This is a genomic window from Enterococcus sp. LX10 (genome assembly GCF_023539285.1).
GTDB classification, from domain to species: domain Bacteria; phylum Bacillota; class Bacilli; order Lactobacillales; family Enterococcaceae; genus Enterococcus; species Enterococcus faecalis.
Genome location: NZ_CP092784.1, coordinates 1797159 through 1816746 on the forward strand (window position 1 = coordinate 1797159; position 19588 = coordinate 1816746).

The 19588-nt window shown below is 38.1% G+C and carries 14 protein-coding genes; all 14 read right to left on the minus strand.

The window, feature by feature from the left end; genetic code table 11:
• Positions 1 to 16 precede the first annotated feature (16 nt).
• On the minus strand, positions 17 to 982 hold the full coding sequence (locus MKZ30_RS08560) for a hypothetical protein (RefSeq protein WP_002419721.1): 966 nt from the start codon (positions 980 to 982) through the stop codon (positions 17 to 19).
• A 175-nt stretch (positions 983 to 1157) separates the two neighbouring features.
• On the minus strand, positions 1158 to 1448 hold the full coding sequence (locus MKZ30_RS08565) for a hypothetical protein (protein ID WP_249958753.1): 291 nt from the start codon (positions 1446 to 1448) through the stop codon (positions 1158 to 1160).
• Between the two features lie 47 nt (positions 1449 to 1495).
• Positions 1496 to 2734, minus strand: a complete 1239-nt coding sequence (locus tag MKZ30_RS08570; RefSeq protein WP_033600882.1) for an aminoacyltransferase — start codon at positions 2732 to 2734, stop codon at positions 1496 to 1498.
• A gap of 393 nt (positions 2735 to 3127) precedes the next feature.
• Positions 3128 to 4936, minus strand: a complete 1809-nt coding sequence (glmS, locus tag MKZ30_RS08575) for a glutamine--fructose-6-phosphate transaminase (isomerizing) (protein WP_033600867.1) — start codon at positions 4934 to 4936, stop codon at positions 3128 to 3130.
• 442 nt (positions 4937 to 5378) lie between these two features.
• Entirely contained in the window at positions 5379 to 6212 is an 834-nt protein-coding gene (locus MKZ30_RS08580; RefSeq protein ID WP_002356939.1) for an energy-coupling factor transporter transmembrane component T family protein, read from the minus strand.
• Positions 6209 to 7915 carry an ABC transporter ATP-binding protein gene (locus MKZ30_RS08585; protein WP_002419727.1) on the minus strand — a complete coding sequence of 569 codons (1707 nt, stop codon included), beginning with the start codon at positions 7913 to 7915 and terminating at the stop codon, positions 6209 to 6211. The genes MKZ30_RS08580 and MKZ30_RS08585 overlap by 4 nt, the downstream gene beginning before the upstream one ends.
• A 100-nt stretch (positions 7916 to 8015) precedes the next feature.
• Entirely contained in the window at positions 8016 to 8567 is a 552-nt protein-coding gene (locus MKZ30_RS08590; RefSeq protein WP_002356937.1) for an ECF-type riboflavin transporter substrate-binding protein, read from the minus strand.
• 229 nt (positions 8568 to 8796) lie between these two features.
• Complete coding sequence (gene glmM / locus MKZ30_RS08595) at positions 8797 to 10152, minus strand: phosphoglucosamine mutase (RefSeq protein WP_002356936.1); 1356 nt, start codon at positions 10150 to 10152, stop codon at positions 8797 to 8799.
• On the minus strand, positions 10145 to 11308 hold the full coding sequence (locus MKZ30_RS08600) for a CdaR family protein (RefSeq protein ID WP_002362088.1): 1164 nt from the start codon (positions 11306 to 11308) through the stop codon (positions 10145 to 10147). The genes glmM and MKZ30_RS08600 overlap by 8 nt, the downstream gene beginning before the upstream one ends.
• The gene (gene cdaA, locus MKZ30_RS08605) at positions 11305 to 12189 is read right to left on the minus strand and encodes a diadenylate cyclase CdaA (protein WP_002389035.1); all 885 of its coding nucleotides are present in this window, start codon (positions 12187 to 12189) and stop codon (positions 11305 to 11307) included. Before cdaA ends, MKZ30_RS08600 begins: the two co-directional genes overlap by 4 nt.
• Before the next feature lie 196 nt (positions 12190 to 12385).
• A complete protein-coding gene (gene nifJ, locus MKZ30_RS08610; RefSeq protein WP_002419728.1) occupies positions 12386 to 16117 on the minus strand; it encodes a pyruvate:ferredoxin (flavodoxin) oxidoreductase in 3732 nt (1243 codons plus the stop codon).
• A 257-nt stretch (positions 16118 to 16374) separates the two neighbouring features.
• Positions 16375 to 17715, minus strand: a complete 1341-nt coding sequence (glnA, locus tag MKZ30_RS08615) for a type I glutamate--ammonia ligase (RefSeq protein ID WP_002356929.1) — start codon at positions 17713 to 17715, stop codon at positions 16375 to 16377.
• A gap of 42 nt (positions 17716 to 17757) precedes the next feature.
• Positions 17758 to 18141 (minus strand): MerR family transcriptional regulator, encoded by a 384-nt coding sequence (locus MKZ30_RS08620; RefSeq protein WP_002388239.1) that lies wholly within the window; start codon positions 18139 to 18141, stop codon positions 17758 to 17760.
• A gap of 202 nt (positions 18142 to 18343) precedes the next feature.
• Positions 18344 to 19585, minus strand: coding sequence for a GTPase HflX (hflX, locus tag MKZ30_RS08625; protein ID WP_033600865.1), 1242 nt, complete (start codon positions 19583 to 19585; stop codon positions 18344 to 18346).
• Positions 19586 to 19588: the final 3 nt, after the last annotated feature.

Genomic DNA, 19588 nt, shown 5'->3' on the forward strand with positions numbered 1-19588 from the left:
TAGGACGTGCCATTTTTTAAAGCATTATTTGTGTAAATGCCGTTCGTATCGCCTGTTGAACATTTTGAACAGCAGCGATTTGATGGCCTTTTGCTTCAGTCAATTCTTTTTCAATATATTCAGGATAGTAGGTTGCCAAATAACCCAAGACCCAGATAGTTGGATTTGAAATAACAGTCTCTGCTAATGGATACAAATAGGCAAGATGCAATCGAATTTCTTCTTCCAAATGCTGTAGCATAATTGGATCATCATTTTCTAAACGATTCCTAAGTTCAGTACAAATTTCGGAATAGATCGGCGTATTTAACGGTCCAGTTTTTCCTTCTAGTAAGACTGTCTGAGGCTGATTGTCATACCAAAGAAAGGTCAGTGGTTCTGAAAATTGCAACAGTGCTAATTCTTCAATGAACCATTCCCGAGCAAAATAACTAAGTGCTTGGTTCATAACTAAATCTTTTGCGACTTCCACAAATACTGGTTTAGGCAAATATAAACTGGTTTTAATGTTCGCTAATTGTTGATAAACGGGCAATTGATCGCTTACTAACAAGTTCCTTTTAATTGCTTGAATTTGCTGCGTTTCTAATTGTTGATACGCCTCTTCCACTTGCATTAATTGCTGTTCTAACGTTTTTTGTTGTGCTAGCGTTATTTTTTTAGTTTGAAGTAGTTGCTTCAATAAAATATATCCTTCAATAAAGCGACGGCTCTGACTATAAATTTGCATATAAATTGCCGCTGTTTCAAGGTTCTCAAAATAAGACTCTTGGAACGCTTCTGCCAATGCTAGTGCTTCGTCAGCTTCGCCCATTTCCAACAATAATTGGACAATTTTTTGATTTACTGGCGGCGTTTGTTGTAGCTGATAGGCTTGTTGAAAATTTTCTAAAGCGGCGATCTGATTATGTTCTACAAGTGCTTCTTCTCCTTGCGCAATAAAACGTTCATAGTTTTTGGGAAATTCATGAATGGTACTCATATCTAACCTCCTTTATTTCTTATTTAAAGCAGATGAGCCTGGGACAAAAATCCCTTTGGATTTTTGCTCCAGGCTCAAAACCTGATAAACAGCGGGAACAGAACCAACACTACGCGTTGCTCGGAGCTATACACTTCTGTCCCGACCTCGATTTTAACTATTCAAACGGACTTTTTTAGTAAAGATTACGAATAATAATTGCCGTTTCTAGGTCGCCCTCAGCGTTCATCTTCTCCGCCTTTTCTTCTAAACTATACCCAGCAAAACTTTCGTTTGTTAAAACATCTGCTACTGTAAATTTAGCAACTTTTTCAATACTGACCGCATCTGGGGCTACTTCTTGCACGCTATCCCAGCCTGTATCAATAAAGACCTTTGTATCTTCTGTAATCGCTTCGTTTGCTTCTAACGCCTGCATAATTTCTTTTAACTTTGTATACGTCATAACCTCGACTTGATTTTCCATTTAAACGCCTCACTTTGCCATTCCTTTTTAAGGATTAGGTTTTAATTTTAGACTTTTTCTTTAATTGTTTTTAATGCGTGATATAAGGCATATTTCATTGGTTTGGCTTTCCATTGGAAATTGCCCATTAATTCTTCGACATGACCGCCAAAGGATTGTTTGAATTTAAGAACCCCATCACTTCCATCAAAGACACCGTCAACGCCATAAAAATTATATTTGGGAATGTTATTTTCTACTGTGTAAGTTAACATTTTATGTTGAATTAAATACGGTGCATAGTATTGTTTATATTTTTCATACGTACCACTAAACAAGTAAACCACTTCTTGTGGATGAACAATGAATAAGGCGCCTGCTAAAATTTCAGGTTCATCTGATGTTTTCATTTCTTTAGCTTCGTCAATCCGTTTGCGCACGGTACGAACTTCATCTTCAAATTCACGTTTCTGGTTATTTTTTTTACGGCTTTTAGGATTGGCAATTAACGCTTCATTGACTTCGTTGAGCGTCTCTTGTAATTTGCGTAATTTCTCATGAAGATTTTCTAAATAAGTAGCAAAGTTTAGTTCCGCCACCATAAATTTCGCTCGTTCGCCAAACTCTTCATAAACAGCTTGGTAATAAGCTAAATCCTTATCTTCAAAATTACGCCGTGCACTTGTTTCTTCCGTTAATTTCTTAAAGAGAGGTAGCTCTTCGTAACGAAGTTCTCGGGTTGTTACTCCATATTCCCATGTTTTCTTGATGTCATATTTAGCATCTTTTCCATAAGATTTCCAAAGCTCTTCTTCTGTTAATCCAGTCATATCTTTGACAAACAGCCAACGTGGCGCGCCATCAAAATTGTGCACATCAAACCCTTGGTGTTCAAAACCAATTGATGTGAAATAGTCAAATGTTTCTTGATTGACCTTTTCAACTTCACTGCCATTAAAATCACGTAAACAAATTTGTTTATTTGGAGTAAAGGTTAAATAAAGGCCATCATTTTTTTTCACATATTTTTTTAAGCCTGTGAAAAAGGCTTCTACACATTTTTTATCTGTATAATCCATCAAAATCCCGCCGTCAATGTCGAAAGCATAACCAATTTTGACTTTTTTCTTGCTTAGGATACACGCAGCAATTAGTTGACCTTCTCGTTTGACGCCAACGTATTCACAATGCCAGCCACGTCGTTCCAATAAATGTTTCATTTCGGGTGTTTCTAAAAAGTTACCTGCAGGATGTGTCATTGCAAAGGTAGTAAATTCTTGTTCAGTTAATGTACTAAACTGATCCATATCAAACAACTCACAATCTTTTTTTGTTAAATAAATTAGCACTTTTCAGCTTAACCTACTTTTTGCTTTCTTTCAAACAAAGTTACCTCACTGGCTAATTCTTATTTTTCGGTTCTTATTAATTATATCTAATTTTGCTAAAATGCAAACAGTTTTCAACGGAAAAAAAGAATTTCTTTGGAATCTTTCATTTTTGACTGAATATCTTTCTTTTATAAAAAATATTTGAGCGTGGGACAAAAATCACTCTGGATTTTTGCTCCACGCTCAAAAACTTATAAACGGCGGGAACAGAAGCAACACTACGCGTTTCTCGGAGTTAATCGCTTCTGTCCCGACCTCAGATATTAAAACTTATGAGAACCCGTTAAACATCTCTCTCAGGTTCTTGATTTACTCAACAGTTACACTTTTGGCTAAGTTCCTTGGTTTATCAACATCGTAGCCTCTTTGTAAGGTTGCATAATACGCTAATAATTGGCCTGGAACAATGCTAACTAAGGCAGAAAGTAACGGATGAACATCTGGAATAATCAGTTGGTCCTGTGGTTTTGCCAAGGATTCCAAGGCAATCACAATATTTCTTGCTCCACGACTTTCAACTTCCTTTAAATTGCCTCTTGTATGCGCTGCGACTTTGGCATCTGTCACAATCCCAATCACAGGTGTTCCTTCTTCAATTAAGGCAATCGTTCCATGCTTCAATTCACCTGCCGCAAAGCCTTCTGCTTGAATGTAGGAAATTTCTTTCAACTTCAAGGCCGCTTCCATCGACACATAATAGTCGACTCCTCGCCCGATATAGAAGGCATTTCGAGTATACGTCAGATAATCTTCCACTAAGGCTTTCATTTGTTGTTTTTCATCAATCAAGGTTTCCATGACAGCTGCTACCACGCTCAATTCGTGAGCCACATCAAATGAGACGGCTGCTAATGTTTGGCGTTCTTCGCCAATTGCTTTTGCTAAAATAGCTAAGACAGCGATTTGAGCAGTATAAGCTTTGGTGGAAGCGACAGCAATTTCTGGTCCTGCGTGTAATAACATGGTATCGTCCGCTTCACGTGATAATGTTGAGCCAGCAACATTTGTTAATGTAAGTGATGGATGCCCTAATTCATTAACCTGTACCAGTACTTGGCGACTATCTGCCGTTTCACCACTTTGACTTAAGAAAATGAAGAACGGTTTTTCAGATAAAATAGGCATGTTGTAGCCAAATTCGCTTGATAAATGAACTTCCACAGGAATACTGGCAATCGTTTCAATTAAAGATTTTCCGACCCAACCTGCATTATAACTTGTTCCACAAGCAATAATGTAAATTCGATCACATTGATTAATTTTTTCAAGTAACGCCTCATCTAAAGTCACTTTTTCACCTTGAGTATACGCTTGAACAATTTTGCGCATCACTGCAGGTTGTTCATCAATTTCTTTGAGCATATAAAACGGATATGTTCCTTTTTCAATGTCATTTAAATCTAATTGCGCTTCAAAAGGTTCTCGGTTGATTACTTGTCCTTCTGGCGTTTCGATTACTACTTTGTCCGCTGTAACAGTTACAATTTCACCATCAACAATCTCAACAAATTGATTGGTTTCTTTAATCATCGCCATCGCGTCACTACAAATAACATTAAAGCCTTCACCTAGACCGATAAGTAACGGGCTTTTATTTTTCGCTACGTAGATAGTATTGGGGTCCATTTTATCCATTAAAGCAAAAGCGTATGAACCTTTAATTTCGGCTAAAGCCGCTTTAAAAGCATCTTTTGTTGAAAAACCATTTTCAGCAAAATGAGCAATTAATTGAACGACGATTTCAGTATCTGTATCACCAATTAAGTGAGCACCACTTAAAAATTGTTCTTTTAATTCTTCAAAGTTTTCAATGACACCATTATGCACTAATGCAAAGCGTTGATCGCTTGAAACATGGGGATGTGCATTGGCGACAGTTGGTTCGCCATGAGTGGCCCAACGAGTATGACCAATACCAACTGTTCCATCGATTTCTGGCGTTAATTTTGCTGCTAAATCGGCAATGCCCCCAACTGCCTTAACTACATGGGGCTGTTGGCTTTGATCATTCACACAAATCCCAGCAGAATCATAACCTCTATATTCCAATTTTGTTAATCCTTGAATCAAACTTTCCGTGACATTTTCTTTCCCAATCATTCCGACAATTCCACACATAATGCTAATTCCTACTTTCCAATTGAAATTCTGTATTTACTAGGTCCTGTTTAACTAGCAAATCCCATTATATGTTTCTACCTGCGTGATAACCGCTTTGTTCTAACTTCACAATTAGTTTTTCTTTGTTATCTGTAGAGTGCAGTCCCTAGAGCCACCCGCCGAATCTTCGATAAGCTCTCTCCTCGTCACCTGAACGTTCAGGTCTGGCGCTATCCAATATTGGTCTATATACCTCCTTTGCAAATATATTCCGTAGAAACATAAACAATAATACAATTAAAAGTAGGTGCTTGTCAACAAAAATCTAAAAAACTAAAATTGGTCTAGTTCTTTAAAGTTGTAAAAAAAGAATCTAGTACACTCATAGTAAGAGAAAGTACTAGATTCTTAATAATAAAAAAATATCCGTTCTATTTATAGAACCTTATCAATTTGTTATTTATTGGAATGGATTATAAAACCGTCCACCATTCACATGGAACAACCAGAAACTGATTCCTAATAAGCACAAGGCAAGTATCATTACCGAAAAATCACGCAGATGAAAAGGTTGTTGCGCATACCACGTTCGATTTTTCTTTTGACCAAAACGCCTTAATTCCATAGCGGTACTCACAGTTTCAATTCGATCTAAACTAGATAGGATTAAGGGTAAAACGATTTGTGCTACGCCTTTGATTCGTTGGCCTAACCGTCCCTTTTTAGACATCTCATAACCTCGCGCTTGTTGTGCTAAAGAAATATTAAAAAAATCTTCTTGGATATCGGGAATATAACGAATAGCCAGCGCTACTGCATAACTAATCCGATAACTCACACCAATTCGATTCAAGCTGGAGGCAAATTCACTAGGATTTGTTGTTAATAAAAAGATTAATGCCAACGGAATCGTACAGAAATATTTTAAAACTAAATTAAATTCATAAAATAATTCTTCTTGTGTCAAAGTAAACCGTCCGATTCCTTCCCAAATCACGGTACGTGATTGATATAAATCAACCCCATATTCAGGTGCAAAAAGGTAAACCGTTAAGATATTTAACAAAGAAAAAATAGCAATAAATTTAATAACAAAAGATATTTGATGCCATTTAATATTTGATAATTTTAACAAAACAAGCGAAACCACAGACATTCCTAACAGATAACGAGTATCATACGTGGTCATACAAGCCACAGAGACAACGATTAAAAAGACTAATTTGCTTGTGCCGTTTAAGCGATGAATCCAGGTTGAATCAGGATGATAGCCTAACATTTGTCGTTCACTCATCCAAAACGCACCTCACGATCGTAAGCAACAAATTTTTCCGTAAATAGCAAGGGATTTTCCAAGCCTAACGCTTTAGCAAAGGTAAACAAGCTCGTTTCTTTTAAAGAAGCTGCTTGAATTAATTTTTCATCTGTTAAAACAGCAACTGGAGTCGCATCTGCTAGTAAACGTCCATCACAAACTACTAACGCACGTGTTGTATATTCCAACATTAAGTGCATATCGTGAGTGATCATTAAAATAGTCACACCTAAGCGGTTCAATTCTTCTAAAAATGTCATCATTTCTGTATAATGTTTAAAATCTTGCCCAGCTGTTGGTTCATCTAAAATTAATAATTCAGGTTCTAAAACTAAGATTGATGCAATAGTTACCCGTTTTTTCTGCCCAAAACTCAATGCAGAAATCGGCCAGTTCCGGAAGGGATACAGCCCACAAATATGTAAAATATTCGTCACACGTTCCTCAATTTCTGCTTGTGGCACATCTCGTAAAACTAATCCTAAAGCTACTTCTTCAAAAATCATTTTTTTAGAAATCATTTGATTGGGATTTTGCATCACATAACCAATTTTATCTGCACGTTCTTTGATTGAATAATTGGAAAAATCCTGGCCTTCCCATAAAATTTTGCCCGATTGAGGCGTGATGAACCCGCAAATTATTTTAGAAAGTGTAGACTTCCCGGCACCATTTTTTCCTACAATGCTGATCATTTCTCCATGATGAATAGTTACTGAGAAGTCATCTAACACTTTTTCACCGTGACGATCATATTGATAGGACACTTGTTCCAAACGTAACAGTTCAGCTCCTTTGACTGCACTAACTGAACTAGGTTGGACAGACCACTGTGTCATTTTGGACAAAACTGTTTCGCCTGATACTTCGGCTAATTTGTCTAAATGACTAACTTGTGTTAAATCAATCCCAGCATATTTCATGGCTGTAACGTACAAAGGTTCACGAATCCCTTGTTGGGTCAACGTATCTTGACGTAACAATTCATCTGGCGTTGTATCAGAAATAATTGCGCCCTCATTCATGACAATAATTCGATCAACTGATTCGCAAAGAACGTCCTCTAAGCGATGTTCTATTATTAAAACAGTCGCTTTTGTTTCTTGTTGAATGGTGTCAATCAAAGTCATTGTTTCTTGTCCCGCTCGTGGGTCAAGATTAGCCAAAGGTTCATCAAAAAGTAAAATTTTTGATTGGTTAATTAGAACGCCCGCCATAGATACACGTTGTTTTTGACCACCTGACAAATCTTGTGGACGGTGTTGCAATAACTGATTCAGCTCAACAATCTCGGACCATTTGTGGACCGCCTTTTTCATTTCTGCTTGTACAACTGCATCGTTTTCTAAAGCAAAAGCAATATCCTCAGCAACCGTTAAACCGATAAACTGCCCATCGGTATCTTGCAAAACAGTTCCTACATCAAAAGACAAATCAAATAGACTTGTTTCTTGGATATTTTTACCAGCAACCGTAGCTGTTCCTTGAATCTCACCTTCATAAATATTGGGAATTAACCCGTTGATACATTGCGCCAATGTTGATTTACCACTACCACTAGGCCCAACGATTAAAACCTTTTCTCCTTCATAGATGGTTAATTGAATCCCCTTTAATGTCGGTTCAGATTGGCTATGATATTGAAAGGAAAAATTATTAAAAGTAATGATTGGTTTTTTCATTCGGCCTCACCTCAGTTTCTCCATAAAAGAAAGGGTCTGAGCATTAGCAAAGTAATTACTAGGGCAGACCCTTAACCATTTAAATTATTTCGACAGTTTCTTAATCTTTTGATAAACTGCCTTTCTTTGTTCTTGTTGATGCATAAGCTTTCATCAACAATGTTCCAATAATCCCCACAGCGACAATATTTGAAACAGTCGCGAATACTCCTTGTGTAAACACTTTACTTGCGGGTTCACTATAAATCAAAATATCCAAGCTAGGCGCGATTAAGCCCCAAACGACGATATTGCCAAAGGCTTGGAAAATATTGAAACGCACCATGTCATTTGTTGTAAATTCACCATGTTGAAGATCCATTTTACGACCAGCGAAGCCAAAAATAATACCAATAATTCCTGAACAAATAATCCAGCTCCACCAAGCGCTACCATACGTGGTAAAATCTTTTAATGTGTGACCAATCAAACCAATTAGCCCTCCAGCTACTGGTCCAAAAACAACTGACATTAAAGCAAGAAATGGATACGACGTTTCTAAGTTCGTATTAGGAATCCCAGTTGGAATCACAACGAATCGACCTAAAATAACAAAAACTGCAGAGCCAATTCCAATTGCTACAATTGTCTTGACGGACATTTTTTCTTTCATTTCGCTCCTCCATTCTATAACTCCATTGATTTACAGCCGCTCCCTTCTTGATTTTATCGAATAAAAAAAGAAGATACACGGTGCATCTTACTTCTAAAATAGTACCCTTTTAACCGCTCTATGTCAATGATAGACGGAGCTTATTAGCTATTTTCTTTTTTTGATTTCCAACAAAGAAACCAGACACTTAACGCAAGCTAGCATTAAGTGTCTGGTTTCTAATTGGTTCTTATTCAACGCCGATTTCTGCACGTACTACTTCAGCAATTTTATCAACGTAATAATCAACTTTTTCTTGTGTTGGCGCTTCGGCCATCACACGTAACAATGGTTCTGTTCCAGAAGGACGAACTAAAATACGACCTTCGCCATTCATTTCTGCTTCTGCTTGTTCGACAACTGCTTTGATTGCTGGAACTTCCATTGCACCATTTTTATCTGTGACACGAATATTGACTAATTTTTGTGGATAAATCGTCACTTCATCCGCTAATTCAGATAATTTTTTGCCCGTTTGCTTCATAACATTCAACAATTGAATCCCTGAAAGCATGCCATCACCTGTTGTGTTGTAATCTAAAAAGATCATGTGACCAGATTGTTCGCCACCAAAATTGTAATCATTTTTACGCATTTCTTCTACCACATAACGATCACCCACTTGCGTTACCACATCTTTTAAGCCAATTTCTTCTACAGCTTTATGGAAACCTAGATTACTCATCACTGTTGTAACGATTGTATCTTTTTTCAAACGTTTTTTCTCAGCTAAATACTTGGCACAAATATACATGATTTTATCACCATCGATAATTCGTCCTAATTCATCGACCGCAATAATTCTATCGCCGTCGCCATCGAAAGCCAAACCAGCATCTGCACCTTTTTCAACAACCATTTCTGCCAAAGCTTCAGGATGAGTGGAACCCACACCATCATTGATATTCAAGCCATTAGGACTTGTTCCCATTGTATAGAAATCTGTCTCTAAATCCGCGAAGACACGATTGACTGCTGTTGCGGTTGCTCCGTTGGCAGCATCTAAACAAACAGTCATATCTGCTAAATCGCCAGGAATACTTTGAACTAAAAATTGCGAATATTTTAGTAAGCCTTCTGGAAATTCATCTAACGAGCCTAAGCCTTCTGCAGAAGGTCTTGGTAAGGTGTCTTCTTCTGCGTCTAACAATGCTTCAATTTCTGCTTCTTGATCGTCTACTAATTTGAAGCCATCTGCCCCAAAAAACTTAATCCCATTGTCTTCCGCAGGATTATGTGAAGCTGAAATCATTACGCCAGCGGATGCTTTTTGTAAACGAGTTAGATATGCTACACCAGGTGTTGAAATCACCCCTAATTGGAAAACTTCAATTCCGACTGATAATAATCCAGCAATCAATGCTTGTTCCAACATCTCACCTGAAATACGTGTATCGCGGCCTACGAGAACACGAGGTTTTCTTGAACTATCTTCATGTTGACTCAACACATAACCACCGTAACGCCCTAATTTAAAAGCTAATTCCGGTGTTAACTCCTTATTTGCAATTCCTCTTACACCATCTGTTCCAAAATATTTACCCATTTTGATTCTCCTTAGTCACTTGATTCTCTGTATTTTCAGTTGAACCAGCAGTTGTACTTTCTACTGTTGATCCCTCACTTGTTGTTTCAGAAGTATTTGATTCTACTTGACTGGATGTACTTGGTTGTACTGCTTGGCTACCTGAGCCAGCCGTTGTTGAACTTGCAGGTTCCCCTGAAGTTTCATTTGTATTTGATGACTGTTGTTGATTGTACACGGGGCTCAAAGAAACGTCAACCTCATCTGGTGTAACTACGTATTCTCCATTAACGGGAATAGTCACTGATTGTTTTGTTTCTTTGCGAATATCAGAAATATCTACCGGTACCTCAATTGATTCTAGCGTATCTAAAATTGATTGCGGACCACTGACCCTAACTTGGTACGTTGATAAACTATAATTGTAATGAGCGATCCCAGCAGGTGGCGTACCTGTCATACTAACATTCAGTGGTACATCTTTTGTTGGCGCAGTTAAGCCTACTGTTACTTTGACTTGTGGTGCTGGATTTTCGATACTTAGGACTTGACCTTTAGCATCTAGCGCTTGAACATTTACCGTTTGTTTAATCGTATCAATTGTTTGTTTGGCACTTGAGACTGGCGCAATCACTTTGTCAATTGCTTTCGCTGTTTCTTCTCCAGTTGTTACTTCTACGGTTTTTGGATCTACAGAAATATTTTTTACTTTGTACCCTTCTTTTTCAATGTTATCAGAAAGTTGTGCTTCTACATCGAATTTTTTTGTTACTCTCTTTTCAATCGTTACAGTCACTGTTTTCGGTTCAATTTCAGCTGTAACAGCTGAACTTAGTCCCCGAACTGTCAAAGGCACTTCCGAAGTTCCTAATGGCAATTTGGTTAAGTCTGCGACCACTTGGAAATTTCGTGTGTCAGCATTTGATTCCATGTTTAATTGAATGCGGTTCGCACTACGTAAATGAACATTTACACTCTCTTCAAATCCAGAGACATAATATTTGTCTTTATCGTATTGGACTTGGACCGGAATATTATTCAGTGTTTCACTATACGTTTGGCTTGAACCTGAATTGGAGGGATTATTGCCTGTTGCATTGGCATTAAAAAATAACAACAATGCAAACAGCAATGAAAGCAAACCATTAAACCAGCTTTTTTGGGAGGCTTTTCTCATTTGCGTTTAACCCCCTTTGTTACATCATCGATAAAATGCTGTAAAGCACTTTTTTTATCTTCCGATGATTCCGAAATTAACTCCTTACGCAAAATTGTTAAATACTCTTCTTGCGTTAGGCCAGGAATTAATTCATTGTTCAACGTCAAACTAACGTCACCAGTTTCTTCAGAAACAACAATCGTAATGGCGTCACTGACTTCACTGATACCGACTGCGGCTCTATGGCGCGTTCCAAATTCTTTTGGAATTAAATTGCTTTCTGATAGCGGTAAATACGCACTAGCAACAGCAATTTTTTCATTTTTGATAATCACTGCACCATCATGTAGTGGTGTATTTGGAATGAAAATATTAATCAGTAATTCACCAGTAATATCGGCATCCAAATCAATACCTGTCTCAATGTATTCATCTAAACCAGTATTGCGCTCAATGGTTATCAAAGCACCAATTTTCCGTTTTGACATGTACTGAATGGCTTTGTCAAAGGCCTGAATAATACGCTCATCTTCTTGTTGCGCACCTTTATTCGGGCGGAAAAACGAACTTCTCCCTAGATGTTCCAGCCCTCTTCGCACTTCTGGTTGAAAAATAACAACCGCGGCGATTACACCATACATGATGACTTGATTCATTAACCAAGATAATGTATGTAGACCAATTATCTCACTTAGAATGCGGATAATGATAAAAACAGCGACACCTTTTAATAGTTGAACTGCTTTTGTTCCACGAACAAGCATGATTAATTTGTAAACGAGGTACCATACGACTAGGATATCTATGATATTGATAACAAAATCCTTAGATAAGAAATCCGTTGAGATGACTTGCTGCCAATAATTCAAATCTAATAATTGATTCAATTGAAACGACATCATACCCCTCACTTCTCTCTCAAGATTTCCTAACAAGTATACCACATTATTTTCTTTCATCACAGAACGCAAGCGGAAACATCAAAAAAATTTAGGAACTTTTTCAAATAACTTGAAATTTTTCATCAAAAAATCGCATTTCTAACTAAAAAACGTGTCCAAGCAAAAAGCTCAGACACGTTTTTTTGATTTCTATTTAATCTTGCTCACGTTGTTTTCTCTTGGCTGCTCGTTCTGCGCGGCGGGCAGCCCTTCTTGCTTCCGCTTCCGGATCAACTACGCGTTCCTTTTTCACTCGTGGCTTCTCGTTCTCTGGCGCAGTTATTTCTGGTTCACTTTGTTTTTCAAGTTTTGCTCGAATTTTTTCTTCTTGACCAGCTAAACGAGCATAATTATAGAACCGTCTCTTAGCATCATTAATTGTTTTATTAAATAACAATTCCGCTGTATCTGGTTGACTAGATTCTAAGGATGCAAAGCGAACTTGTTGGCGCATAAACTCTTTCATTAATGAAAAATCTGGTTTTTTGAAATCCAATGTCATTGGTTCTTTGCCCTTTTCTCGCAATAATGGATTATAGCGATATAAAGACCAGTAACCTGAATGAACTGCATCTTTCGCTTCTTTCAACGTTTGACTCATCCCACCTGCTAAACCATGTGTAATACATGGTGTATAAGCAATAATAATCGATGGTCCAGGGAATTTTTCTGCTTCTTCAAAAGCTTTAATCGTCTGCATTTGGTTTGCACCTGAGGCAATTTGAGCGACATAGACATTTTCATAAGTCATTGCCATCATCCCTAAATCTTTTTTAGAAGCATATTTCCCACTGGCAGCAAATTTCGCAATCGCTGATGCAGGAGTTGCTTTGGAAGTTTGGCCACCTGTGTTGGAATAGACTTCATTATCTAGAACTAACATATTTACATCCGCGCCACTGGCTAACACGTGGTCAATCCCGCCGTAGCCAATATCGTAGGCCCAGCCGTCCCCACCAATCATCCACTGACTTGGTTTGACAAAAAGATCTTGATCGTCATAAATTGCTTCCAATAAAGGTTGATTCGTTTTTTCTTCAAGCAAAGCTGCACGTAATTTAGCTGCACGTTGTTGCGTACCTTCACTTTCGGACAGATGTGCTATCCAATCTTCCATCAATAGACGCAATGAGTCACTGGCTACAGAAAAAGCTTTGGTCATTTTACTAGCTAAACGTTCGCGACGCGCTTGCGTTGCTAACAACATGCCGTAACCAAACTCGGCATTATCCTCTAAAAGAGAATTTGACCAGGCTGGACCTTGTCCTTGTTCATTCGTAGTGTAAGGTGTCACACCCGCTGCAGCACCCCAAATCGATGAGCAACCTGTGGCATTAGCAATCAGCATTCGGTCACCAAACATTTGCGTCAATAATTTAACATAAGGCGTTTCGCCGCAACCAGAACAAGCACCAGAAAACTCTAATAAAGGTTTATTAAATTGTGAACCTAAAACAGTATTCGGTTTTGCTGGGTTTTCCTTTTGACGTAACGTCATAGCAAACGCCCAGTTCATAGCCTGCTCTTTTTCTTCTTCATAAGGTTTCATTACTAAAGCTTTGCCTTTAGCTGGACAGGCTTCAACACAAAGACCACAGCCAGTACAATCTTTGACTGAGACTTGGATACGATACTTCAAGCCGTCGGCACCACGTAGATCACGCACAATGAATCCTTCTGGAGCTTCAGTCATTTCTTCTTCATCGGCTAAGAATGGTCGTATCGCCGCATGGGGACATACAAAGGCACACTCATTACACATGGTACACCGATCGCTAATCCATTCAGGTACTTCTAATGCCACCCCACGTTTTTCAACTGCCGCAGTTCCCAAAGGCATCCGCCCATCTGTCATCCCATTTTTCGCTAGTGTCGCAACAGATAACGCATTGCCTTCTTGACGATTAATCGGTTCAACAATTTCATGAACAAAATCACTAACATTTTCTGAACGTTTTCGCGGTTGAACTTCAAGCGTTCTCCACTCTTCTGGAACAGGTACCTGATGCAACAATTCAACGGTCTTATCGATTGCTTGAATATTTTTTTCGACAACTTTCATGGACTTATGACCATAACTTTTCAGTGCTTCTTCTTTTAAAATTGGTAACACTTGCTCAAAAGGCATGATTTCCGCTAATTTGAAGAAAGCTGTTTCCATTGCGGTATTAATTCGCCCGCCTAGTCCGACTTCACTAGCTAATTTTACTGCATTGATTGTATAAAACTGAATCTCATTTTCAGCTAGATACCGTTTTAATTGATTTGGTAAAAATCGTGCTAGTTGTTCATCATTCCAAATGGTATTTAAGAGGAAAGTACCGCCTTTTTTTAACCCTTTTACTAAATCATAGGTATGCAAATAAGCGGCTGTATGACAGGCTACAAAATCAGAATGTTCAATGAGGTACGTTGAACGAATAGGCGTCTCGCCAAAACGTAAATGAGAAACGGTCAACCCGCCTGATTTTTTTGAATCATAATAGAAAAAGCCTTGCGCAAACTTGTCTGTATGATCACCGATAATCTTAATTGCTGACTTGTTCGCCCCTACTGTGCCATCAGAACCAAAGCCCCAAAATTTAGCTTGATAGGTTTTCGGATTCGTCAAATCAAGTGGTTTGCCAACTTCTAATGAAGTATAAGTTAAATCATCATCAATCCCAATTGTAAAACGCTTCTTCATGGCAGAACGTTCTTTCATTAATTCATCAAAAACCGCAACAATTTGATTTGGCAGTACATCTTTAGAACCTAAACCATAGCGCCCACCAATAATTGTTGGGCGAATGTCCGCTTCATACATCGCACTTTGGACATCCAATAATAACGGTTCGCCACCAGAACCGGGCTCTTTCGTCCGATCCAAAACAGCAATTGCTTTAACTGATTGTGGTATTTTTTCGAGAAATGTTTCAACTGGAAATGGTCGATAAAGATGGACATTAAGGAAGCCAACTTTTCTTCCCTTTTCTTGTAAATAATCAACAGTCTGTTCAATTGTTTGCGCAACTGAACCCATTGTAACGATCACTTCTTCTGCATCTTCTGCGCCATAATACGTCACCAAATCATAATTGGTTCCCCGTAACCGGTTTATTTCTGTCATATATTTTTGAACAATACCAGGTAATTTTTCATAATAAGGATTTATTGTTTCTCGTTGTTGAAAGTGAATATCTGGATTTTGGTTCATTCCACTAACGGAAGGGTGATTCGGGTTCATGCTTCGACGACGAAATTCGGCTAATTTCTCTTGATTTACTAAGGGTGCTAATTCTTCATAGTCAAGAACTGCCACTTTTTGAATTTCATGACTTGTTCTAAAGCCATCAAAAAAGTTCATAAATGGAACACTCGCTTCAATCGAAGCCAAGTGAGCCACTGGTGCCAAATCCATCACTTCTTGTACACTGCTTTCTGACAACATAGCAAAGCCTGTTTGGCGTGCGGCCATTACGTCTCCTTGATCACCAAAAATATTTAAAGCATTCGTAGTTAAAGCTCGGCTCGCCACATGAAAAACAGATGGTAATAGTTCTCCAGCTATTTTGTACATATTAGGAATCATTAAAAGTAACCCTTGTGAAGCCGTATAGGTCGTGGTAAGCGCGCCTGTTTTTAAAGAGCCATGGACCACCCCGGCAGCACCAGCTTCCGATTGCATTTCGACTACTTTCACAGGTTGACCAAAGATATTTTTCTTACCTTCGGCCGACCACTGATCAACAAGCTCAGCCATTGTTGAACTTGGTGTTATTGGATAAATGGCTGCTAATTCTGTAAAGGCGTAGGAAATATAAGCTGCTGCAGCATTCCCATCCATTGTTTTCATTTTCCGCATGTTTTTCTCATCCTTTATATCTAAAAAATAGAATAGTTGCACGCATATTCTTGTTTATTATAGCGGAATTTCACAAATTATGAAAGATTTTGTCAATTTTTTTGCTTAAAAATAAAAGAGAAATTGAGAAAAAACCACTTTATCCCCTATAAACAAACTATTTCACTGAATTAAAATTACTTTATTTTGTGAAATAGAAATTATCTATTCGTTCACAAACTAAAGAATGAAAGAGGGAGATAAGCGTTTCGACTTATCTCCCTCTTTCTAAACATTAAGATTATTAAAAGTAACGGCTTTTAGTACAACTCCAAATATTGTTCTCTTTCCCATTCAGAAACGGTTTGACGGAAGGCTGCCCATTCCATTCGTTTCGCTTCTACAAAATTGGCAAAAATGTGACGACCTAATGCATCAATCATTACTTGATCTTTACGTAATTCTTTGATGGCATTGTGTAAGGTTGATGGCAAATCTTCAATTTGTGCATGTTGACGTTCTTCCTCATTCATCACATAAATGTTACGATCAACTGCTGGCGGTGGCGTAAGTTCATTACGAATACCATCCAAACCTGCTTGTAATAAGACTGCCATTGTTAAATACGGATTCGCTGAAGGATCGACAGAACGTAACTCTAAACGAGTCGATAAACCACGAGATTCAGGAACTCGAATGAGTGGCGAACGATTTCTGCCGCTCCAAGCTACATAAACAGGTGCTTCATAACCTGGTACCAAGCGTTTATAAGAGTTCACTGTTGGGTTACATACCGCAGTATAGGCACGGGCATGTTTTAATAAACCACCTAAGAAATGATACGCAGTTTGGCTTAAGCCCATCTCTCCTGACTCGTCATAAAAAACATTACCTTCTTCATTAAATAATGACATATTGCAGTGCATACCAGAACCATTAATTCCAAACAAAGGTTTTGGCATAAATGTTGCATGCAAGCCATGTTTGCGCGCAATAGTTTTCACAACTAATTTGAACGTTTGAATATTGTCGCAAGCATCAACTACATCCGCATATTTAAAGTCAATTTCATGTTGACCAGGTGCTACTTCATGATGCGAAGCTTCCACTTCAAAGCCTAAACTTTCTAACTCTAAAACAATATCACGGCGACAATTTTCACCTAAATCGGTTGGCGCAAAATCAAAATAGCCACCTTTATCATTCAAATCAGTGGTAATTTCACCATTCTCATCTAATTTAAATAGGAAAAATTCTGGTTCTGGTCCTAAGTTAAAAGAAGTAAAGCCTAATTCTTTCATATCTGCTAAGGCGCGTTTTAAATTACCGCGGGGATCTCCAGCAAAAGGGGTACCATCAGGATTGTAAATATCGCAAATTAAGCGCGCAACTTTTCCATGGTCGCTTTCCCACGGAAAAATCATCCATGTAGATAGATCAGGGTATAAATACATGTCACTTTCTTCGATACGAACGAATCCTTCAATGGATGACCCATCAAACATCATTTTATTATCTAATACTTTATCTAGCTGACTCACAGGAACTTCAACATTTTTAATTGTTCCCATAATGTCGGTAAACATTAGTCGTAAAAAACGTACGTTTTCTTCTTCTGCAATATGTTTAATCTCTTCTGCCGTTTTGGCTTTTCTTGTCATCGGTCTGATCCCCATCCTTCATTTTTATTGGCTGCTGAAACGTTAAAGCCTTGGTACATTCGATTGGAACGGATTTTGCTGAGTAAGTCCTCCTTGCGAAAGAATTTCGTCGTATAAAATCTGACGAACATCTGCATCGGTTAATGGACGAGTTGCCTCGGCGGTGTTTTTTTGTTCCTCTAATTTCATTTCATACACACGCTTAATCCCTGCCATGTTCAATCCATCAGATAAATAATCTTTAATTTCTAACAAAACATCAATATCATTTAAAGAATACATGCGTCGGTTGCCCTCACTACGTTCTGGATGAATCAATCCCTGTTCTTCATAGTAGCGAATTTGTCGAGCGGTCAAATCCGTTAGTTTCATAACTGTACCAATTGGAAAAACTGACATGGAACGGCGTAACTCTTTTTCTCTCATCTCCATCCTCCTCTCTTAGTTATTTCTTAGAATAACAATAGAATGACAAATTGTCAAGAACTTATGTTAGATTTTCTAACATAAAACAAAAAACCTGATAAATATGGACTTTTCCATCTTTTCACGGCTGATTTTCTACTACTAATCAAAAAAATAGAAATGATTTGTTTTTACAAATCATTTCTAATCAACTTACCATTTTTTATTCTTTTTCGGATTCAGCCAACCATTTAGACTCTTTTTTCGCAAATCCTTTCACGATATACCGATTTTCATTTTCAGCATATTCTTCTGAAACCATTAGTGTCATCCGGCGAAGTTCACTTAATAGTTGTCCATCAGTTGGGCTAATTTCTAATTGATAAGGCTCGAGTAATTCCATCATTTGGGCACGGATAGCTTGAACCAGTCGTTCTTTATCTTCAGAAATTTTAGTTGAGATCAATACATTGGGAAATAAGGTTGGGACAAATTCTTTACTGTCCACTTGATCTCTTTTATTATAAACCGTCAAGCACGGAATATTTTCCAACGCTAATTCTTTCATCAATGTTTGAACTGTGCGTTCATGTTGTAACCGATCTGGCGCACTTGCATCCACTACATGGAGCAGTAAATCCATCGTCCGACTTTCCTCCAATGTCGACTGAAAGGCTTCAATCAGTTGTGTTGGTAAATCTTGAATGAAGCCGACCGTATCTGTCAGAGTAACTTCCATGCCTTGAGGCAATTGCCATTTTTTGGTTAAAGGATCTAACGTTGCAAACAATTGATCCTCTGAATAAGTTCCTGCTGTTGTCAACATGTTGAGAATGGTTGATTTGCCAGCATTGGTATAACCAATCAAGCCAATTTGAAATAGTTCTGAATTTTGTCTTTTTTTGCGGCTTCGTTCACGATGAGCAGTGACTTCTTTTAACTCACGACGGATGCCTAAGATTTTATTCCGAATGTGTCGGCGGTCCGACTCTAATTTTGTTTCACCAGGCCCGCGTGTCCCAATACCTCCTCCAAGTCGGGACAACTGTTTTCCTTGACCAGCCAAGCGAGGCAATAAATAATCCAATTGTGCTAATTCAACTTGTAACTTTCCTTCTTTGGAGCGCGCACGCAAAGCAAAGATATCCAAAATTAATTGTACACGATCAATTACTCGTACAGCTAACGCTTCAGATAACAGTTGATTTTGACGCGGTGTGAGCTCGTGATTAAAAATCACAAGATCCGTTTCATAGGCATCTGTTAATTGAATTAATTCTTCCAATTTCCCTTTACCGATTACGGTTTGTCGATCAACTTGTGGTCGTTTTTGCGTTAAAACAAACACCACTTCTCCATTAGCAGTTTCCGTTAAATTCGCCAGTTCCTCCATTGATGCAGAAAATGTCTGATAATTTTTTTCCGTCTCAACTCCTACTAAAATAACTTTTTCATGAGTGGTCATCGC